This is a genomic window from Jiella soli, assembly GCF_020615385.1.
Lineage (GTDB): Bacteria > Pseudomonadota > Alphaproteobacteria > Rhizobiales > Rhizobiaceae > VKMB-3413.
In genome coordinates this window covers 38,211-58,162 of sequence record NZ_JAJAVB010000014.1, presented here as the reverse complement: position 1 = coordinate 58,162, position 19,952 = coordinate 38,211, and the positions used below count along the sequence as shown (strand labels likewise).

Here is a 19,952-nt window from a genome sequence, read left to right as displayed (position 1 = left end):
TCATCTCGGAGCGTCGCGCGGCCATCGTTCTCTCGCGTTCGGGCGACGTCGTCAGACGAAGGCGCCGTGGCAGTGCTTGAACTTCTTGCCGGAGCCGCAGGGGCAGGGCTCGTTGCGCCCGACCCGGCCCCAGCTCTCCGGATCGTCCGGATTACCGCGCAGACCGTCGGCCTCAGTCGGCGTGAAGTTCGCCGTCAGCCGTTCCGCCCCATTGCCGAACTCGTCCTCGCCGCTCGTGGCGTCGAAATGGTGCGCCTGCATGGGCGGCACCTGGAGGCGCCGCTCCTCCTCGTCGGGCTGCACGATCTCGACCCGCATCATCTGCTGGGTGGTGCGCTGCCTGAGATTGGAGAGCATCGCCGTGAACAGCTCGAAGGCTTCCGACTTGTACTCGTTCAGCGGGTCGCGCTGGGCATAGCCGCGGAAGCCGATCACCGAGCGCAGATGGTCGAGATTGACGAGGTGGTCGCGCCACAGCATGTCGAGCGTCTGCAGGACGATCGAGCGCTGGACATAGTTCATCACGTCCGGTCCGAAACGCTCCGCCTTTTCCGCCATCAGCGCATCGGCCGCCTGCTGCAGGCGCTCGCGCACGTCGCTGTCGTCGATCCCTTCTTCGGCCGCCCAGGCGGGGATCGGCAGGTCGAGGTTCAGGACCTCCAGCGCTTCGGCCTTCAGCTCCTCGGTCGACCACTGCTCGGGATAGGCCTTTTCCGGGATGTGCCGGGCGACCATCGCCTCGATGGTCTCCTGGCGCATGTCCGCGAGCGTCTCGTCGAGCTCGGTCGCGTCCATCATCTCGATGCGCTGGTCGAAGATCACGCGACGCTGGTCGTTCATCACGTCGTCGTATTTCAGAAGGTTCTTGCGGATGTCGAAGTTGCGCGCCTCGACCTTCTTCTGGGCCTTCTCCAGCGCCTTGTTGATCCAGGGATGGACGATCGCCTCGTCCTCCTTCAGGCCGAGCTTGGTGAGCATGGAATCCATGCGCTCGGACCCGAAGATCCGCATCAGATCGTCTTGGAGGGAGAGATAGAACTTCGAGCGTCCGGGGTCGCCCTGGCGGCCGGAGCGGCCGCGCAGCTGGTTGTCGATGCGCCGCGATTCGTGGCGCTCGGTGGCCAGGACGTAGAGACCGCCGGCTTCGAGGGCGATCTCCTTCAGCCGCTTGATGTCGGCGCGGATCGCCTGTTCCTTGGCCGTGCGCTCCGGTCCCTCAGGCATGTCGGCGAGCTCGCGCTCGATGCGCATGTCGGCATTGCCGCCGAGCTGGATGTCGGTGCCGCGGCCGGCCATGTTGGTCGCGATGGTCACCGCCCCCGGCACGCCCGCCTGGGAGACGATATAGGCCTCCTGCTCGTGATAGCGGGCGTTCAGCACCTGGAAGTTCTTCAGCCCGTCCTTGCGCAGGCGCTCGGCCAGGAGCTCGGACTTCTCGATCGAGGTGGTGCCGACGAGGATCGGCTGGCCGCGGCCGGCCGCCTCCTGGATCTCCTTCGAGATCGCCCGGAACTTCTCGTCGAAGGTGCGGTAGACCTCGTCGTCCTCGTCGATGCGCTGGATCGGCAGGTTTGTCGGGATCTCGATGACGTCGAGAGCGTAGATGTCGCCGAACTCGGCAGCTTCCGTCTGGGCCGTGCCGGTCATGCCGGACAGCTTCTTGTACATGCGGAAGTAGTTCTGGAAGGTGATCGAGGCGAGCGTCTGGTTCTCCGGCTGGACCGTGACCCCTTCCTTCGCCTCCAGCGCCTGGTGCAGGCCTTCGGAGAAGCGGCGGCCCGGCATCATGCGGCCGGTGAACTCGTCGATGATGACGACATCGTCGTTGCGGACGATATAGTCCTTGTCGCGCTGGAACAGCGTGTGGGCCTTCAGCGCGTTGTTGACGTGGTGGACGATCGCGACATTCTCGATGTCGTAGAGCGAGGTGCCGACGAGATGGCCCGCCGCCTCGAGCATCCGCTCCAGCTTCTCGGTCCCGTCCTCGGTGAAGGTGACCGTGCGCTGCTTCTCGTCGAGCTCGTAGTCCTCGCGACTGAGCTGCGGGATGAAGCCGTCGATGGTCTTGTAGAGTTCCGAACGATCGTCGAGCGGGCCGGAGATGATCAGCGGGGTGCGCGCCTCGTCGATCAGGATCGAATCGACCTCGTCGACGATGGCGTAGTGGTGGCCGCGCTGCACCATCTGGCCGCGCTCGTACTTCATGTTGTCGCGCAGATAGTCGAAGCCGAGCTCGTTGTTGGTCGCGTAGGTGACGTCGCAGGCATAGGCGGCGCGGCGCTGGTCGTCGTTGAGACCGTGGACGATGACGCCGGTGGTCAGGCCGAGGAAGCGATAGACGCGGCTCATCCATTCGGCGTCGCGCGAGGCGAGATAGTCGTTGACGGTGACGACGTGGACGCCCTTGCCCTCGAGCGCGTTGAGATAGACGGCGAGGGTCGCCACGAGGGTCTTGCCCTCGCCGGTCTTCATCTCGGCGATGGCGCCGGAATTGAGCACCATGCCGCCGATCATCTGGACGTCGAAATGGCGCATGCCGAGCGCGCGCTTGGCGGCCTCGCGGACGACCGCGAAGGCCGGCACGAGAAGGTCGTCGACCGTTTTGCCGCCGGCGAGTTCGGCCTTGAAGGCCTCCGTCTTGCCGCGCAGTTCCTCGTCCGAGAGGCCCGAAAGATCCGCCTCCAGCGCAGCGATGGCGTTCACCCTCGCCTGGTAGCGCCGGACGACCCTGTCGTTCGCCGAGCCCAGCAACTTCCTGGCGAGTCCGCCAAATCCGACCATGGAGTGGTCCTTCCAATTCTGTGAGCTACCGATGTCGTGACCGGCCCGCCGGCCGCGGCCGCATTCCCGGTGGATCGTAACGATGTCGGGAGCCTTCAATCATTGCGGAAGGCGGCTGGACTTTCAGATGGCGCGAGAGATAAGAGGGGGCCAAACCGATGTCAACGGCGCCCTATCGAGCGGGGGCCAGGCTCAGCAGGGGCGGAGGGTGCGCGCCAGGATCGGCCTCCGATGCGAGCCGCTCGCTCCCAGTCTGTATTCCGGCCCAGCTGGATCCGGACCCAGTCTGATTTCGGGCCAAGCCCCGGCCAAGACCCTGGAAGGAAGATCGTTTCATGTCCAAGAAGCTCCACCTTGCCCTCGTGGCCGGTGCCCTTGTCCTGTCTGCCGCCGCTCCGGCCGCTTTCGCCGCCGATAGCGACGTCGTCGCCAAGGTCGGCTCGCAGAAGATCACCGAGGGCGAGCTGAAGGCGGCCGAGAGCGAGATCGGCCCGCAGTTCAAGAACCTTCCCGACGAGCGCCGCAAGCTCGCGGTCCTGTCCGCGCTGATCGACATCAAGGCACTGGCGCAGAAGGCCGAGAAGGCCAATCTGCAGAAGGATCCGGACGTCGCGGCGCAGATCGCCTTCGAGCGCGACCGGGCGCTCCACAACGCCTATTTCGCCAAGAACGGCGTCGCCGAGATCTCCGACAAGGACCTCAAGGCGCTCTACGACAAGGAAGTCGCGGCGCTGCAGCCGCGCCAGGAGGTCCACGCCCGCCACATCCTGGTCAAGACCAAGGAAGAGGCCGAGAAGGTCATCGACGAGCTGAACAAGGGCGCCGATTTCCAGGAAGTCGCCAAGAAGGAATCGACCGGCCCCTCCGGCCCGCAGGGCGGCGATCTCGGCTTCTTCAGCCAGGGCCAGATGGTCCCGGCCTTCGAGAAGGCCGCCTTGGCGCTGAAGCCGGGCGAGTACACCAAGGAGCCGGTCGAGACGCAGTTCGGCTGGCACGTCATCAAGGTCGAGGAGAAGCGCGACGCCCAGCCGCCGAGCTTCGATCAGGTGAAGGACCAGCTCCGCCAGGTCGCCATGCGCAACAAGTACATGGAAATGGTCCAGAACGCCCGGAAGGATCTCAACGTCGAATATGTCGACCCGGCGGTGAAGAAGCAGGTCGAGGACCTGGAATCGGGAATGACGGACGCGACCGGCGGCAAGGCGGGCGACGACACCGCCGCCCCGGCCGCCAACTGATCGCGCAGACCGAACGATAGCAAGGCCGCGCGGGGGCGATCTTCGCGCGGCCGATCCGCTCCCGCCCGCCTCTTTCAGGACCCGTCATGACCGCCCCGGTATCGCCCCTGGCTCCCACCACCTTCGCGACACTTCCGCCGATCGGGGGCCTGCGGATCGCGACGGCCGCGGCCGGCATCAAGTACAAGGGCCGGACGGATGTCCTGATGATGGTGTTCGACGCGCCCGCCGCGGTCGCGGGCGTCTTCACGACGTCGAAATGCCCCTCCGCGCCGGTCGACTTCTGCCGCGAGAGCCTGAAGGGCGGGACCGCGCGGGCGCTCGTCGTCAATTCCGGCAATGCCAACGCCTTCACCGGTCGGCGTGGCCGCGAGGCGACCGCAATGACCGCCGAGGCCGCGGCCAAGGCCGTCGGCAGCGCGGCCGGCGAGGTCTTCCTCGCTTCCACCGGCGTCATCGGCGAGCCGCTCGATGCCGGGCGCTTCTCGGGGCTCCTCGCCGGGCTTGCGCGCGAGGCCGCCCCTGATCGCTGGCATGCGGCCGCCGAGGCGATCATGACCACCGACACCTATCCGAAGCTCGCCACGCGCTCCGTGGAGATCGACGGCGTCGCGGTGACGCTCAACGGCATCGCCAAGGGCGCCGGCATGATCGCTCCGGACATGGCGACCATGCTCTCCTTCGTCGCCACCGATGCGCAGATCGCCGCGCCGGCGCTGCAGGCAATGCTGAAGGAGGCGGTTGCGCCGAGCTTCAATTCGGTGACGGTCGACAGCGACACCTCGACCTCCGATACGCTGCTCCTGTTCGCGACGGGCGCGGCGGCGCAGCGTGGCTGCCCGGCCAGCGAGGACGCGGCCGATCCGCGCCTTGCCGGCTTCAGGTCCGCGCTCGGCGACCTCCTGCTCGACCTCGCCCGGCAAGTAGCGAGGGACGGCGAGGGCGCCCGCAAGGAAATCCAGGTCACCGTGGAGGGCGCGGTCAGCGACGCGGCGGCCAAGCGCATCGCGCTCTCGATCGCCAACTCGCCTCTGGTCAAGACGGCGGTCGCCGGCGAGGACGCCAATTGGGGCCGCGTCGTCATGGCCGTCGGCAAGGCGGGTGAAGAGGCCGACCGGGACCGTCTGGCGATCCATTTCGGCGGCATCCGCGTCGCCGTCGACGGCGAGCGCGACCCCGCCTATTCGGAGGAAGCGGTCTCGGCGGCTATGCGCCGGCCGGAGATCGCGATCCGGGTCGAGCTCGGTCTCGGCGATGGCCGCTGGACCGTTTACAGCTGCGACCTCACCAAGGAGTATGTCGCGATCAATGGCGATTACCGAAGCTGAACGGCTGCGGCAGCTGGCGGTCGTGCGGCGGCTCGAAGCGGCCGGCTTCCGCGCCTGGCCCGCGACGTCGACCGCCTTCGACGGCACCTGGGCGGTGCGCCTCACGCGCTCCTTTCCGGGCAAGCGGCTGAACTCCGTCAATCCGCTGGACCCCTCCGACAACTCGGACATCCCGGCGCGGATCGTGCGCGCCCGGCGCACCTTCGCCGAATACGGCCGCTCGATCATCGTGCGCCAGTCGCCGCTCGCCCCGCCCGAACTCGTCGCCTATCTCGATGGCGAGGGCTGGCCCGCCTTCGACGAGTCGCTGGTGATGACCGCCTCCCTCGCCGAGCTCGATCTCGCCGGGACTGTCGACCGGATTCCGATCCGCGACGTCGCCCGCTATGTCGCGTCGAGCCTGAGGGTGCATGATCGTCCGGCCAGCCTGCGCGCCGGGCTCACCGAGATCCTGCAGTCGATCCGGCCGCCGACCGGCCTGTTCATCCGCGAGAACGCCGCCGGAGAGGCCGTCGCCGTGGCGCTGGCGATCTACGACAACGATCTCGCCGGACTGCTCGACGTCGCGGTCATCGACGGGGAGAGACGGCGGGGCACCGGCAAGGATCTCGTGCGCACCGCACTGCGATACACCGCCCACAAGGGCGCCAAGACCGCCTGGGTGCAGGTCGAGGCGGACAATGCGGCGGGACTGGCGCTCTATGGCGCGCTCGGCTTCAAGGAGGCCTATCGCTACGTCTACCGCGCGCCGCCGGGCGAAATGCGATGAGCGGCGGCGAGCTGCGGCTGCTCCTCGTCGTCGCCTGCGCGCTGATCGACGCCGACGGCCGGATCCTCATCGCGGAGCGGCCGGAGGGTAAGGCCCTGGCCGGTCTCTGGGAGTTTCCGGGCGGCAAGCTGGAGCCGGGCGAGACGCCCGAGGATGCGCTGATCCGCGAGCTTCGTGAGGAACTCGGCGTGGTGACGCAGGCGCCGTGCCTCGCGCCGCTGACCTTCGCCAGCCACCGCTATGACGACTTCCACCTCCTGATGCCGCTCTATGTCTGCCGGCGCTTCTCCGGGACCCCGACCCCGCGCGAGGGGCAGCGGCTGAAATGGGTGCGCGCATCGGCGCTCAGGGATTATCCGATGCCGCCCGCGGATGCGCCGCTGATCGCGCATCTGATCGACCTCCTGCTCCCCGGCGGACGCTGAGGGCAGATCCGCCAAGGCGGCAGGGGGGCAGGCCCTTGTGCAGGACCACCTCGCAAGACACTCGCGAGCAGAAGATTGGCTCGAACGGGTTCGGCGGAGCTCCTGAAGGTCACCGGGATGTCTTGCCGACGGGTTAAGCCGGCCGCGCCCTTGCAACGCTTCCTTCAGCTTTTTCTGCAACAGTGCAGGAAGCGTGGCGGGCGGGGCAATATGGACGACTTGGACACAGATGGTCATCCCGAAGAGACCGGGGCGTATGGCGTTGCGATGTCCGAGATCGGGACCGGCCTGTTCCGCGCGACGCTCCTGTTCGGCATGCTGGGTCTGGCCCTGGCGCTGATCCTCGCGCCGGCCGTCGATCGCGGTGCCGGCTATCTCCTTGCCGGCGACCGTCCGGCTCTCGACATGATGGCGACCGGCTCGATCGGATCTTCGACCCGCTACACGGTCAGTCGCAGCGTCTTGCAGCCGGCCGGGGCGCCGCCCTGCATCTTCTATCCCGGGGGTCCCGGCGGTGGCCGATGCTGACAGCGGCCCCCTCGCAGCAAGTCTTCCTGTCGCGGCTGCGTGCGACCGGGATCCGATTCCTGCGCTGCGATCGCGGCACGACGTCGATCGAATATTCGGTGATCGCCATGGTTCTCGGTGTGGCAATCGTCGCGGCGCTCGGCTCGCTCGAAGAGCCGATGGCGACCGCCTTCGCCGCGATCAGCGCAGCCTTCTCGCCGAACTGATACCATCAAGGATCGGACCGGCTGTGCCGTTGAGGCCTGATCCCGAACGCGCGGGCGCTCAATAGTCGCCGGAGCGGTCCTTCAGCGCGTCCGCCAGGCTCGCCTTGCCGCTACCGGGCCGCAGCGGCTTCTGCTGGCTGTCATGCGGGCGCCAGCCGGAGAGATAGACGATGTCGAATGTGGCGCGCACCCTCCCGTCCGGATCGCGGAAGCGCTCGGCGTAAAGTTCCGCCGCCCGCAGGAAGAGGCCCTTGGCGGCCGGCCGGCGCGAGCGCTGCACCAGCATGTTCGCCATGCCCATGGCCCTCAAATCCATCATCAGATCGAATAGGGTGTCGTAGCGAACGGTGATCCGGTCGATGTCGGTCACCGGCAGGGCGAAGCCCGCACGCTGCAGGAGCCCGCCGGCATCGCGTATGTCGGCGAAGGGCGCGACCCGCGGCGAAACGCCGCCGGCACGCTCGGCCTCCGCGGCAAGAAGCGCCGCCCGGAGTTCGTGGAGCGTCTCGCCGCCGAGGAAGCCGCAGAGGAAGAGCCCGTCCGGCCGCAGCGCGCGGCGGATCTGGATCAGGGCGCCTGGCGTGTCGTTGACGAGTTGCAGCGACAGCGGCGAGACCACGAGATCGACGCTCGCCTCGGCCAGCGGCAGGGCCTCCTCGTCGCCGACGATCGCGGCCGGATCGCCGGCGAGAAGCTCCGGCAGCCGCTCGATCCGCACAACGGTGTCGGCCTGGCCGCTGGCCCGCAGCCGCTCGGCGAAGGTCCCCGTGTGGCCGCCCAGTTCGACGGCGACCGAAAAGCGCCGCTCCACCAGCGACAGCCGCTCGGCGAGTTCGTCCGCCACCGCCCGCAGGAGGAAATCGGCCTCACGCAGCCGGCCGGCGCGCCATTGGCGCAGGCGCCGCCGATCGAGGAGAGATCGGTCGAAAACGATATGATCCGCGGGGGCCGGCATTCGGTGCTCTAACTTCCAGGACAGCGACGTTGCGAACAGCGATTTTTGACTGTCACGGAGCTTGTAGCTGCCCGCCACTGGGATATCGTCAAGGGCAGGAGGAAGGTCCGTCTCCGCCGAAGGGCGAAGCGGACCGCCTGGTGACAGACCCCGTGGACAGAAGCGGGGAGCGCCGCCCTGTATGGAAAAGGTCGATGCGCATCTTCAAGCGCGGTACCGCCACGATCGCCGGCTCGATCGGACGCTTCTTCTTTCCGCCGGTCTGTCCGGGATGCCAGACGGCGATCAGCCGCGCCGGCACGGTGTGCCCCGACTGCTGGTCGGGCCTGCGCTTCATCGAGCGTCCCTTCTGCGAGGTCCTCTGCCTGCCGTTCTCCTACGATCTCGGCAAGGGCTTCCTCTCGGCCGAGGCGATCGCCGAGCCGCCCCCCTTCGCGCGGATGCGCGCCGCAGTCCTTTATCAGGGGCTCGCGGGCCGCTTCGTCACCTCGCTCAAATACGGCGACCGCACCGATCTGGTGCCGCTGATGGCGGGCTGGATGCGGCGGGCCGGGACCGAGCTTCTTCCAGATGCCGATGTCGTGGTTCCCGTGCCGTTGCATGCCGGGCGGCTTTGGCGCCGGCGCTTCAACCAGTCTGCCGAACTCGGTCGCTGGGTCGCGCGGGAGGCCGGCGTGCCCTTCGCCCCGCTGGCGCTGAAGCGCATCAAGGCGACGGATTCGCAGGTCGGCCTCGGTCCCCGGCAGCGCCAGGAGAACGTGCGCGGCGCGTTCCGCGTCCTCGAGCAGAGGCGGTTCGAGATCGAGGGTCGCCGCGTGCTGCTGATCGACGACGTCTACACGACCGGCGCTACCGCCGCGAGTGCGACGCGGGCGCTGAAGCGCGCCGGCGCCAGGGACGTGGATCTCCTGACCTTCGCGAGGGTTGCGGCCGGCGCCGACTGAGGCCATATCCCCTGTCCTGTTCACGGAAAATCATTCGGGGATCGATCCATGGCGGACGTGACCATCTACACCCGTCAGTTCTGCGGCTATTGTGCGCGGGCCAAGCAGCTTCTCGAGAAGAAGGGCGTCGCCTATGACGAGAAGGACGCCACGTCCTCGCCGGAACTGCGCCAGGAAATGCGCCAGCGGGCGAATGGCGGCGCGACCTTCCCGCAGATCTTCGTCGGCACGACGCATGTCGGCGGCTGCGACGAACTCTTCGCGCTCGATCGCGTCGGCAAGCTCGACCCCCTGCTTGCCGCCTGACCGCCCAACCGACGGAGCCTTTCGATGACCACCATTCGCGCCGCCGTCCTGCAGATGCGCTCGGGCCTCGAGCCCAGCGACAACGCGGCGTCCTTCGAAGCGCTGGTGGAAGATGCCGTGGCGAAGGGAGCGAGCTACGTCCAGTCGCCGGAGATGACCGGCATGATCCAGCGCGACCGCACCGAGCTGATGCGTCGCTTGGCTCCCGAGGCCGAAGACCTGATTGCCGGGACGGCCAAGCGTCTTGCCGCCCGCCACAGGATCTTCGTGCATGTCGGCTCGACGGCGATCCCGCTGGATGACGGCAGGGTGGCGAACCGGGCGTTGCTGTTCGGCCCGGACGGCGAACGTGTCGCCTTCTACGACAAGATCCACATGTTCGACGTCGATCTCGACAATGGCGAGAGCTGGCGGGAATCGCGGACCTACAGGCCCGGCGACCGTGCGGTGCTCGCCGATCTCGGCTTCGCGGACGGCAAGGTCCGTCTCGGCTTCTCGATCTGCTACGACATGCGCTTTCCGCATCTCTACCGCGAGGAAGCGATCGCCGGCGCCGAGGTCCTGACGGCGCCCGCCGCCTTCACCCGCCAGACCGGCGAGGCGCACTGGCACGTCCTCCTGCGCGCCCGGGCGATCGAGAACGGCGCCTACATGATCGCGGCCGCGCAAGGCGGCCGCCATGACGATGGCCGCGAGACCTTCGGCCATTCGCTGATCGTTGATCCCTGGGGTCGCATCCTCGCCGAAATCGCCGGCAACGAGCCGGGAGTGGCACTCGCGACGATCGACACGGCGGAGGCGGCGGCGGCCCGCGCCAAGATCCCGAACCTGAAGAATGCGCGGCCCTTCGCGGTCGGCGCCGGCGCCGAGCCGATTTCGGTCACCGGTTCCTTGGAGGCCGCCGAGTGATCCGCTTTGCACTCCGATGCCGGCCGGACCGGCACGATTTCGACGGATGGTTCCGTTCGAACGAGGATTTCGAGGCGCAGATCGCGCGAGGCCTCGTTGCCTGCCCCGTCTGCGGTTCCGACAAGGTCGGCAAGGCGCTGATGCGACCGGCTGTTTCCGGCACCAAACGAGACGGTCCGACGCCCGCGGAGATCGCGCCCGCGGCGGGGACGGAGGTGGCCGCGCCGCCGCCGGGCACCTCCTTCGCCAATGCCGAGCCGCCGCATCCCGAACTCGCCAAGGCCTTCGCCCGGCTGCAGGCGCTGGCGCGCGAGGTTCGGTCGAAGGCGGATTATGTCGGGCCGAAATTCGCCGAGGAGGCGCGGCGGATCCACTATGGCGAGACCGAAGCGCGCCAGATCTACGGGGAGGCTGCTCCAAACGAGGTGAAGGAGCTGCTGAACGAGGGCATCACCGCCATGCCCTTGCCGCCGCTGCCGGAAGATAAGAACTGATACGGTCCGGCCCGTATGCCGGCTCTGCCCTGTCCACCCCGCGACCCTGCGCGTTTGCGCCGGGCGGTAGTCTGGAGGAATCCGCTAGCCGTCCTGCGAGCACATCGCGAACCGTTGCCCGTAGCGGATGAGGCGGTTCCCGTGGAGCCGCCTCGGACGAGGGCGCTTCCTCAGCCGGTCGCCGTCTTGGCGAGGGTGATCCCCTTGTGGCGCGGGCTTGCAAGCTCGGCATCCTCGAAGATGCCGTATTCGGTCGCCTGCTGATAGACCAGATCGCCCTTCGCGCCGGCCAAGACGCGCAGATCCTTTAGTTCGCACAGGAGCGCGATCCGGAAGGCGAGCGGGCGCAGATGAACGCGGTTGTAGCAGAAGAAGGCGAGGCGTGCCCTCACCGTCGCCGGGATTTCCCTGATCAGCGCGGCCCGCACGCGCTCTTCCGAGCGCAAGAGGAGCGCGAGAACTTCCAGGGGAACCGGACAGGTCGCTTCGTTGGGAATGGTCTCGCGGTTTGGGGGCGCCATGTCGATCCTCGGTCGTTCGCCTTCGCGTTTCTCGCTTTCGAATTTCGCATCGAAGCGACGCGGTTTCCACGAACATGGTCCATGATCCTCGTCGCCGCAGATCGACACTCTCGCACTAGGCTTGTCCGCAGCTTGATCACGGCGAGTTGATCTCACGCTATAACAGTAGAATCCTGATTTTACTTCTCATAAGAAGAATATCTGGTGGGCTGATCATCATCAGCCTGGAAGATCAGCCGTCCTCGCCGAAGCGGTTGGCGACGAGCGCCTCGATCGCGTCGAGCACTGCCATGGCCTCCGGCCCAATGGCAGCAACCTCGATGGTGGTGCCCTGGCTGGCGGCCAGCATCATCAAGCCCATGATCGACAGACCGCCGACGGTCATGCCGTCCCGCTTGATCGTCACCTCCGCATCGAAGGCCTCGACCGTCTGCACGAAGCGTGCCGACGCCCGGGCATGCAGCCCGCGCCGATTGACGATCGTCAGCGTTCGCGGCGGAACGGCATCGCTGCCATTGGCGCCGGACATGGTTTCTCGTTCCTCCCCAGAAGCGTCGGGTGGTGAACCGGAAGCGCTCCTTCAGCTTGTCTCTTCGTTGTTGCGCCGGATTTTTCCCGAAACCCGGTGGCCACACTTCGGTTCGATTCTCCACGCTGCGGACGGCCGCAGCATGTCCCAAGGTCACACACGGCTGCTGCGGGCCTGTGCGGACTATTTGCCGCTCAGGACCCGGCTTGCGACATTGATGTATTTGCGTCCCGCATCCTGCGCGTCGACCAGCGCCTCGGCCATCGGCTTTTCCTGCCGCACGCTGGCGAGCTTGATCAGCATCGGCAGGTTGACGCCGGCAAGGACGTCGACGCGGCTGCCGTCCATGACCGAAATTGCGAGATTGGAGGGCGTGCCGCCGAACATGTCGGTCAGGATGATGACCCCCGCGCCACGGTCGGCGCGCGCGACCGCCTCGACGATGTCGATGCGCCGCTGCTCCATGTCGTCCTCGGGGCCGATCGAGATCGTCTCGAACGCATCCTGCGGGCCGACGACGTGCTCCACCGCATGGCGGAATTCATCGGCGAGCCGTCCATGGGTGACCAGCACCAGTCCGATCATGCGCAGAAAGCTCGCATCTCTTGGTCGCACATCGTTCTGCCTCCCCGGCCGCCCGGCTGCCTCGCACATCCGCGTTCCCGACGGTCCGACGGGACCATCGGTCCATGAGGCGCGCATCTTGTCATCCTGCCGTGGATGCGCAAGTGAAATGATGGGATATCCAACTTGTGCCGCGCTTGCCGTGGCCGGCTTGCGTCAGCCCGGCGGGTCCGGGCATAACGCGAGCGAGACCAGAATGTCGGCGCAGAAGGCGGACTGTCGTCGGGGCAGCCTGACCAGCCGCACGCTCGCTCCCGCCACCAGCGTCTCGCGAATTTCCGGATAGCGGTCGATCTCCTCCTCGGGACAGAGTTCGGCGACCAGCGCGAGCGAGGTGGAGGGGATCGTCGCCTCGCGCAGGATGCCGACGCCGGAGATCTCGATCATTCCGCGAAGGCCGGGATGCGCTCGCAGCGTGACCTGTCCGTCCGCCGCCTCGAGGAGAACCCTGTCGTCGGCGACGAGGAAGCTCGGGAGGTCGAGCGAGGCCCCTCGGCGGAGCGCCGACAGGCAGAGCGCCGACTTGCCGCTGCGCGCCGGCCCGCGCACGAGAATGCCGAGCCCGCCGATGGCGATCGCGCTTGCGTGGACGTTGAGGACGGGGCCGGTGACGTCTTCGTCCCGGTTCGGCGTGTCGGAGCTCATCCCGCCGGCAGCGAGACTACGAAGCGTGCGCCGGCTATCCCCTTTGGCGCCCGCTCGTCGGAAATGTTCTCGGCCCTGATCGTGCCGCCATGTGCCTCGACGATCTGCCGCGAGATCGATAGGCCGAGGCCGGAATTCTGGCCGAAGGCCTCGCCGGCCGGGCGGTCGGTGTAGAAACGCTCGAAGATCCGGTCGATGATCTCCGCCTGGATGCCCGGCCCGTTGTCCTCGACGGTGACAATGACCCTCTGCCCGCGCCGCCGCAGCACGACGCGGATCGTGCCGTTGTCGGCCGGCACGAAGGAGCGGGCGTTCTCGATCAGATTGGTGAAGACCTGGCTCAGCCTCAGATCGTGACCGGAGATCACGTAGCCGTTCTTCATCCCCGCCGGCAGCGGCTGCTTCTCGAAGGTGAGGGTCAGCACCCGCCCCTCGCGGGTATGGTCCCGGGCGCCGTCGACCACCGAGCGCAGGAGCGCGGCGAGATCGACCTTGGCGGCGACCTGGCGGGCGAGTTCCGCATCGAGGCGCGAGGCGTCGGAGATGTCGGTGATCAGGCGGTCGAGCCGGCGCACGTCGTGCTGGATGATCTCCAGAAGGCGCGCCTTGGAGGTCTCGTTGCGGGCGAGCGGCAGCGTCTCGACGGCGCTCCTGAGCGAGGTCAGCGGGTTCTTGAGCTCGTGACTGACGTCGGCGGCGAAGGACTCGATCGCGTCGAGCCGGGCATAGAGCGAGTTCGTCATGTCGCGCAGCGCCGTGGCCAGATTGCCGATCTCGTCGGTGCGCCCGCCGAAATCCGGAATCGCGGCGCGATCGTTGACGCTGCGCCTCACGCGGATCGCGGCCGCCGAGAGCCGGCGCAGCGGCGTCGCGATAGTCGAGGCGAGCAGGATCGACAGGACGATGGTGACGAGCGCGGCGACCGCGAAGACGCGGACGATGGCGGTGCGCTCGGCCTGCACGATCTTGTCGATGTCGCCGCCCTGGGTCGACAGGAGGAGGACGCCGAGCACCGCGCGGAAGCGCTGGATCGGCACCGCCACCGAGACGATGAGCTCACCGTTCTCCGTTGCGCGCACCACGGTCGCGGGGCCGCCGGTGAGCGCGCTCATAACCTCCGGATAGGAGGTGCCGGAGCCGCCGGGCGTCTCGCGGTAGATCGGCAGGTCGTTGCCCTGGAAGAGGTTGCGGAACCAGTCGATGATCTTCTCGGCGAGACTGGGATCCTCGTCGGCGACCGGCGGCAGGTCGTAGCGCAGGATCTGGCCGCGCGAGTAGAGATGCCGGGAATCCAGGATCAAGTTGGCGTCGCGATCGTAGAGCCTGGCGCGGGTGCGCGTCGGCGAGATCAGCCGGCGCAGAAGCGGCGCCACGCGCTCCGGATTGATCGGGAAATCGAGGCTGTCGGTCGCCTCGGCGGAGGGCGCCAGCGTGTCGCCGGCCTGCAGCTCCAGAAGGCGCTCCGGATCGAGCGTGATCGAATTGGTCTCGACGGTCGCCGAAGAGGCGATCGCCGCGGCGATGATCTCGCCCTGCGTGAGCAGGCTCTCGACGCGCGCGTCGATCAGCCCGGCGCGGAACTGGTTGAGATAGAGGATGCCGGAAACCAGCACGATCAGCGCGACGAGGTTGAGGAAGACGATGCGCCGGGTCAGCGAGGAGAAGATCGAGTGGCCGAGCAGCCAGCGGACCCGATAGAGCGTCCGCCGGATCAGCGGCAGCCGGCGCAGCCGCTTGCGCAGGAGCGCCTCGCGCTGCTGGCGCTGGGCTGTCCCGTCCTCGCTCTGTGTCTGTTCCTGCTGATCGGAGATGGAGACCATGATGGCTCGCGGCATTGCCTTTCGGGCGGCGGACGGCGGCCCCGGGGAAGATGTTTGGCCGATCGGGCGGTCAGCATCGATGCCCGTCCCGGACGCCGCCAAACCCGCCCGTCCTTCGGGCCCTTTTCGTCACATGGCGGAGCCGGTCACATCTCCCGGAACCTGTAGCCGACGCCGTAGAGAGTCTCGATCATGTCGAAGTCGTCGTCGATCGCCTTGAACTTCTTGCGCAGCCGCTTGATGTGGCTGTCGATGGTGCGGTCGTCGACATAGACCTGCTCGTCATAGGCGGCGTCCATCAGCGCGTCGCGGCTCTTGACGACGCCTGGCCGCATCGCCAGCGCATGGAGGATCAGGAACTCGGTGACGGTCAGCGTAACCGGCTTGCCCTTCCAGGTGCAGGTGTGGCGCTCCTGATCCATCACCAGCTGGCCGCGCTCGAGCGAGGATTCCGGGGCCGGCACAGCACCGGGCTTGGCCATCGATTCGCGCGCCGCGCCGCGGCGCAGGATGGCTCGGACACGCTCGACCAGGAGGCGCTGCGAGAACGGCTTCTTGATGTAGTCGTCGGCGCCCATCTTCAGGCCGAAGAGCTCGTCGATCTCCTCGTCCTTCGAGGTCAGGAAGATCACCGGCAGGTCGGATTTCTGGCGCAGGCGCCGCAGGAGCTCCATGCCGTCCATCCGCGGCATCTTGATGTCGAAGATCGCCAGATGCGGCGGGCTCGACTGCAGCCCTTCCAGGGCCGAGGCGCCGTCGGTGTAGGTTTCGACGCGGTAGCCCTCGTTCTCGAGCGCGATGGACACGGAGGTCAGAATGTTTCTGTCGTCGTCGACAAGGGCAATTGTCGGCATTGCGGTGGTCTCCAGTTTTCACCCTCCCGATCCAGCAGCCGTCGGACGAGGGGCCGACGGTTGCGTCGGAGCCACAGGGTCGCGAATTCGGCCGGCCGTTCGGCGCTCGGGCCGGCGGCGCATCCTGCATCGGGGACTCCGACACTTGGGCGAGGGGCCGGTCGACCGTTTCGCGTCATCAATCTGCGCTAATTGTGGCGGAAAGGGAATCTTGCAAAGCGGTATTGTTTCGTGAGCGCCTTGCCGCCCTTGCGTCACCCGACCCTTTGCGAGGGCCGGGAGGCGGCTTCGCCTGATGATGGCGCCCCATTACAAGGCCTCGGCCCGCCCTGCAAGGGCACGGCGGCCTTCGCCTTCGGTAACGCGGCAGAGGACGGCTCCTGCATGGCCCGGCGCGCCCGTCGCCCCGCCAGCCGGAAGCTGAACGCAGGCAGGGACAAATGGCCGCGATCTCCCGTCGGTCGTCGCGAGGCGCGGCTGCGGTCGGCTGCACTGCCGAGCGACCGCTGCACTGCACAGTCGAATCCAAGCATCGAAACGATTAGATCAGTGATGAGATCGTCTAAATCGATTAATACGCTGTTATCATTAAGATTATTCATCTTCTGCACTTGCGGGCAGTGCCGCTTGGCAATATCTACAACGCTATTGTGACAGCAGCGGCTGGCGCGCACGGATCGGGAGACGGACGCATGGACGAGATCGGGACCAGGAATCCGCAGAGCGGGATCGAGACGACGGGGCTCGCGGACCTGGCGTCGCTGCGCTGGAACCTGAAGGAGGCGGAGCTCGTCGAGACCGCCGTGCGTCGCGGCGAAGGCCAGCTGACCGCCTATGGCGCGCTGACCGTCACCACAGGCAAGCACACCGGCCGCTCGCCCAAGGACAAGTACATCGTTCGTGACGAGACCACCGAGGCGGATGTCTGGTGGGACAACAACAATCAGATGTCTCCGGAGAACTTCGAGACATTGTACGGCGACTTCAAGGAGCATGCCCGCGGGCGCGACCTGTTCGTCGAGGACCTCGTCGGAGGGGCAGACCCGAAGAACCAGATCCGCGTGCGCGTCGTCACCGAATATGCCTGGCATGCGCTGTTCATCCGCAACCTCCTGATCCGGCCGAGCGAGGAGGAGCTGAAATCCTTCGTGCCGGACATGACGATCATCGATCTCGCCAGCTTCAAGGCCGATCCGGAACGCTATGGCTGCCGCTCGGAGACGGTGATCGGCTGCGACCTCGCCCGCAAGATCGTGCTCATCGGCGGCACGACCTATGCCGGCGAGATGAAGAAGTCGGTGTTCACGGCGCTCAACTGGCTCCTGCCGGAGCGCGGCGTCATGCCGATGCATTGTTCGGCGAACGCGGGACCGGACGGCGACGTAGCGGTCTTCTTCGGCCTGTCCGGCACCGGCAAGACGACGCTGTCGGCCGATCCGCGGCGCACGCTCATCGGCGACGACGAGCACGGCTGGGGCGAGGACGGCGTCTTCAACTTCGAGGGTGGCTGCTACGCCAAGACGATCCGGCTTTCGGCCGAGGCGGAGCCCGAGATCTTCGCCACCACTCGGCGCTTCGGGACGGTGCTGGAGAACGTCGTTCTCGACAAGAATCGCGTGCCGGATTTCGACGACGGCTCGCTGACGGAAAACACCCGCGCCGCCTATCCGCTGGACTTCATCCCCAATGCCAGCGATACCGGCCGCGCCGGCCATCCGAAGAACATCATCATGCTGACCGCCGACGCCTTCGGCGTGATGCCGCCGATCGCCAAACTCACTCCGGCGGAGGCGATGTACCACTTCCTGTCAGGCTACACCGCCAAGGTCGCGGGCACCGAAAAGGGCGTCGTCGATCCCGAGGCGACCTTCTCCACCTGCTTCGGCGCGCCCTTCATGCCGCGGCACCCGACCGTCTACGGCAACCTCCTGCGCGACCTGATCGCCGAGCACGGCGTCGACTGCTGGCTGGTCAACACCGGCTGGACCGGGGGTGCCTATGGCGTCGGCAAGCGGATGCCGATCAAGGTGACGCGCACGCTGCTCGGCGCCGCGCTCGACGGCTCGCTGAAGGACGCCGAATTCCGGACCGACCCGAATTTCGGCTTCGAGGTGCCGGTCGCGGTCGAAGGGATCGATGGCCAGATCCTCGACCCGCGCTCGACCTGGAGCGATTCGGCGGCCTACGACGCGCAGGCCGAGAGGCTGGTCGCCATGTTCCGCAAGAATTTCGAGAAGTTCGCCGATGCCGTGGATGACGAGGTAATGAAGGCGTCGCCCTCGCTGCCGATGGCGGCCGAATAGCCGCGGCAACACATTTCGGGAGGAGGAGGGGCCCGCCGCGGGAAACGCCGCGGGCCCTTTTCGCATTGCTGGGAACTTGCAACCCGCGCGGCCGGGCTATCTTCCGAGGGCGTTGCGATCGCGCGCCGGGCGGAAGATGATCTCGCCGGGGCGCTGGCGGTCGCCCGGGACGGTGTGGGGAACAGGGACGAGATCCGATCGATGGCAGACGACAACGATCTGAGGATCACCGAGCGCATCGTCCTCCCCGCGAACGACCTCGAGGAGCAGTTCATCCGGGCGGGCGGGCCCGGCGGCCAGAACGTCAACAAGGTGTCGTCCGCCGTGCAACTGCGCTACCGCGCGGCTGCCTCGGAAGCGCTGTCGCCCGAGGCGACCCGCCGGCTCCTGCGCCTCGCCGGACGGCGGGCGACGAAGGAGGGCGAGATCCTGATCGAAGCCTCGCGCTTCCGCAGCCAGGATCGCAATCGCGAGGACGCGCGCGAGCGCCTGGCCGAACTCGTTCGCGAGGCCCTGAAGCCACCGCCGCCGCCGCGCAAGAAGACGCGGCCGTCCAAGGGCTCGGTTGAGCGCCGCCTGAAGGCGAAGAAGGGCCGCGGGCAGATCAAGAAAATGCGCGGAAACATCGCGGACTGACCCAGCGCCCGAGCGGGCCCTGCAGATTTCGAGCCATTTCGGATGGCTGCGGCGAGAGGCCGCCTGCGCCAAACCCGCCAACCCCACTGTCGTTCGTGGAACTGATTGCCTGCAAGGGCAGGATATTCTTGACCGATTCCAGTCATCCGACCGGCATATGGTCGCGCCTCTTCCGTTCGGCTGGTGTTGCGACGGTCGCCAATCGTAAAGAATGACTTAAGCGTGATCGCGCGTGAGGACATCCGCCGGAATCGGCGCTCCGTATCTTCGTCATCCTCCCGGTCGGGAGGTCACGGATAGATCATACAGGGAGAAGATCATGATCCACACACTGATCCGCACCACCGCTGTCGCAGCTCTCGTCGCAGCCGGCAGCCTCGCCATCGCCCCGGCGACCTACGCGCAGGACAATTCGAACATGTCTTCGGACATGCCGATGGTCGGCGGCGCTCCGATGGACCCGCAGAAGACGATCGTCGAGAACGCGTCCGAGGCGAAGAATCTCACCACACTGGTCGCGGCGGTGAAGGCGGCCGGCCTCGTCGACACGCTGTCCGGTCCCGGTCCGTTCACGGTGTTCGCGCCGACCAACGAAGCCTTCGACGCGCTGCCGGACGGCACGGTGGACAACCTCCTGAAGCCGGAGAACAAGGATCAGCTGGTCAAGATCCTGACCTATCACGTGGTCCCGGCCAAGGCGACGTCCGAGGCCGCCATGCAGATGATCAAGGACGACGGCGGCAAGCACAATGTCCAGACCGTATCCGGCGATACGCTGACCCTGCAGATGAACGGCGACAAGCTCGAGGTCTTCGACGAGTCCGGCCATGCCGCGACCGTCACCCAGGCCGACGTCATGCAGTCGAACGGCGTGGTCCATGTCATCGACAAAGTGTTGATGCCGAAGTGAGGCGTCCTCGCGCCGCCGCATGCGCGGCGCATCCCGAAGACACCTGTGCCGCAGCGGCGGCACGGGACGGACCTCGCCCGGAACGTCGCGACCGCCGCTCGTCGCCGAACTCCGGCCGTGACCGGCGGTCCCATTCCCGCTGCGATCGCGTCATATATTCGTGATCATGCGTTCGGTTCGCGGCGTTTCGGACGAAATAAGGATTGTGCGGGCTCCGCACTTTCCAC

21 protein-coding genes are annotated in these 19,952 nt (G+C 67.1%); 13 read left to right on the top strand and 8 right to left on the bottom strand.

What is annotated here, in order from left to right; all coding sequences use genetic code 11:
- Positions 1 to 51: 51 nt before the first annotated feature.
- Positions 52 to 2,781: a preprotein translocase subunit SecA gene (gene secA / locus LH400_RS07870; RefSeq protein WP_229152126.1), complete on the bottom strand. Its 2,730-nt coding sequence runs from the start codon at positions 2,779 to 2,781 to the stop codon at positions 52 to 54.
- A 335-nt stretch (positions 2,782 to 3,116) separates the two neighbouring features.
- Between secA and LH400_RS07865 the strand changes: the two genes are divergently transcribed.
- The 6 genes from LH400_RS07865 (at position 3,117) to LH400_RS07840 (ending at position 7,275) form a co-directional block, all read left to right on the top strand.
- Positions 3,117 to 4,019, top strand: coding sequence for a peptidylprolyl isomerase (locus LH400_RS07865; protein ID WP_229152125.1), 903 nt, complete (start codon positions 3,117 to 3,119; stop codon positions 4,017 to 4,019).
- An 86-nt stretch (positions 4,020 to 4,105) separates the two neighbouring features.
- On the top strand, positions 4,106 to 5,347 hold the full coding sequence (gene argJ, locus LH400_RS07860) for a bifunctional glutamate N-acetyltransferase/amino-acid acetyltransferase ArgJ (protein WP_229152124.1): 1,242 nt from the start codon (positions 4,106 to 4,108) through the stop codon (positions 5,345 to 5,347).
- Positions 5,316 to 6,116, top strand: a complete 801-nt coding sequence (locus LH400_RS07855; protein ID WP_229152123.1) for a GNAT family N-acetyltransferase — start codon at positions 5,316 to 5,318, stop codon at positions 6,114 to 6,116. The genes argJ and LH400_RS07855 overlap by 32 nt, the downstream gene beginning before the upstream one ends.
- A complete protein-coding gene (mutT, locus tag LH400_RS07850; RefSeq protein ID WP_229152122.1) occupies positions 6,113 to 6,541 on the top strand; it encodes an 8-oxo-dGTP diphosphatase MutT in 429 nt (142 codons plus the stop codon). The genes LH400_RS07855 and mutT overlap by 4 nt, the downstream gene beginning before the upstream one ends.
- A 267-nt stretch (positions 6,542 to 6,808) precedes the next feature.
- A complete protein-coding gene (locus LH400_RS07845) occupies positions 6,809 to 7,069 on the top strand; it encodes a hypothetical protein (RefSeq protein ID WP_229152121.1) in 261 nt (86 codons plus the stop codon).
- Positions 7,063 to 7,275, top strand: a complete 213-nt coding sequence (locus LH400_RS07840; RefSeq protein ID WP_229152120.1) for a Flp family type IVb pilin — start codon at positions 7,063 to 7,065, stop codon at positions 7,273 to 7,275. The genes LH400_RS07845 and LH400_RS07840 overlap by 7 nt, the downstream gene beginning before the upstream one ends.
- Before the next feature lie 58 nt (positions 7,276 to 7,333).
- Here LH400_RS07840 and LH400_RS07835 read toward each other — a convergent pair whose 3' ends face one another.
- The gene (locus LH400_RS07835; protein ID WP_229152119.1) at positions 7,334 to 8,230 is read right to left on the bottom strand and encodes a class I SAM-dependent methyltransferase; all 897 of its coding nucleotides are present in this window, start codon (positions 8,228 to 8,230) and stop codon (positions 7,334 to 7,336) included.
- A gap of 194 nt (positions 8,231 to 8,424) precedes the next feature.
- Here LH400_RS07835 and LH400_RS07830 point away from each other — a divergent pair, with 194 nt between their 5' ends.
- Genes LH400_RS07830 through LH400_RS07815 form a run of 4 tightly spaced genes read left to right on the top strand, consistent with a single transcriptional unit; the run spans position 8,425 to position 10,883 of the window.
- Positions 8,425 to 9,174: a ComF family protein gene (locus LH400_RS07830; protein WP_229152118.1), complete on the top strand. Its 750-nt coding sequence runs from the start codon at positions 8,425 to 8,427 to the stop codon at positions 9,172 to 9,174.
- 48 nt (positions 9,175 to 9,222) lie between these two features.
- A complete protein-coding gene (gene grxC / locus LH400_RS07825) occupies positions 9,223 to 9,480 on the top strand; it encodes a glutaredoxin 3 (RefSeq protein ID WP_229152117.1) in 258 nt (85 codons plus the stop codon).
- 24 nt (positions 9,481 to 9,504) lie between these two features.
- Positions 9,505 to 10,389, top strand: a complete 885-nt coding sequence (locus LH400_RS07820) for a carbon-nitrogen hydrolase family protein (RefSeq protein ID WP_229152116.1) — start codon at positions 9,505 to 9,507, stop codon at positions 10,387 to 10,389.
- On the top strand, positions 10,386 to 10,883 hold the full coding sequence (locus tag LH400_RS07815; RefSeq protein WP_229152115.1) for a DUF1178 family protein: 498 nt from the start codon (positions 10,386 to 10,388) through the stop codon (positions 10,881 to 10,883). The genes LH400_RS07820 and LH400_RS07815 overlap by 4 nt, the downstream gene beginning before the upstream one ends.
- A gap of 170 nt (positions 10,884 to 11,053) precedes the next feature.
- Here the strand turns inward: LH400_RS07815 and LH400_RS07810 are convergent, their stop codons facing one another.
- From LH400_RS07810 to LH400_RS07785, 6 genes are all read right to left on the bottom strand, one after another.
- Positions 11,054 to 11,404, bottom strand: a complete 351-nt coding sequence (locus tag LH400_RS07810) for a hypothetical protein (RefSeq protein WP_229152114.1) — start codon at positions 11,402 to 11,404, stop codon at positions 11,054 to 11,056.
- A gap of 232 nt (positions 11,405 to 11,636) precedes the next feature.
- A complete protein-coding gene (locus LH400_RS07805) occupies positions 11,637 to 11,933 on the bottom strand; it encodes an HPr family phosphocarrier protein (RefSeq protein WP_229152113.1) in 297 nt (98 codons plus the stop codon).
- Positions 11,934 to 12,116: 183 nt separating this feature from the next.
- Complete coding sequence (locus LH400_RS07800) at positions 12,117 to 12,518, bottom strand: PTS sugar transporter subunit IIA (RefSeq protein ID WP_229152239.1); 402 nt, start codon at positions 12,516 to 12,518, stop codon at positions 12,117 to 12,119.
- Positions 12,519 to 12,713: 195 nt separating this feature from the next.
- Positions 12,714 to 13,202, bottom strand: a complete 489-nt coding sequence (locus tag LH400_RS07795) for an HPr kinase/phosphorylase (protein ID WP_229152112.1) — start codon at positions 13,200 to 13,202, stop codon at positions 12,714 to 12,716.
- On the bottom strand, positions 13,199 to 15,022 hold the full coding sequence (locus LH400_RS07790) for a stimulus-sensing domain-containing protein (RefSeq protein WP_370638357.1): 1,824 nt from the start codon (positions 15,020 to 15,022) through the stop codon (positions 13,199 to 13,201). The genes LH400_RS07795 and LH400_RS07790 overlap by 4 nt, the downstream gene beginning before the upstream one ends.
- A 146-nt stretch (positions 15,023 to 15,168) precedes the next feature.
- Positions 15,169 to 15,876: a response regulator transcription factor gene (locus LH400_RS07785; protein ID WP_229152110.1), complete on the bottom strand. Its 708-nt coding sequence runs from the start codon at positions 15,874 to 15,876 to the stop codon at positions 15,169 to 15,171.
- A gap of 692 nt (positions 15,877 to 16,568) precedes the next feature.
- On the opposite strand from LH400_RS07785, the gene LH400_RS07780 reads away from it, so the two are divergent.
- The 3 genes from LH400_RS07780 (at position 16,569) to LH400_RS07770 (ending at position 19,725) form a co-directional block, all read left to right on the top strand.
- Positions 16,569 to 18,179, top strand: coding sequence for a phosphoenolpyruvate carboxykinase (locus tag LH400_RS07780; RefSeq protein ID WP_229152109.1), 1,611 nt, complete (start codon positions 16,569 to 16,571; stop codon positions 18,177 to 18,179).
- A 201-nt stretch (positions 18,180 to 18,380) separates the two neighbouring features.
- On the top strand, positions 18,381 to 18,815 hold the full coding sequence (gene arfB, locus LH400_RS07775) for an alternative ribosome rescue aminoacyl-tRNA hydrolase ArfB (RefSeq protein WP_229152108.1): 435 nt from the start codon (positions 18,381 to 18,383) through the stop codon (positions 18,813 to 18,815).
- A gap of 319 nt (positions 18,816 to 19,134) precedes the next feature.
- On the top strand, positions 19,135 to 19,725 hold the full coding sequence (locus tag LH400_RS07770; RefSeq protein ID WP_229152107.1) for a fasciclin domain-containing protein: 591 nt from the start codon (positions 19,135 to 19,137) through the stop codon (positions 19,723 to 19,725).
- Positions 19,726 to 19,952: the final 227 nt, after the last annotated feature.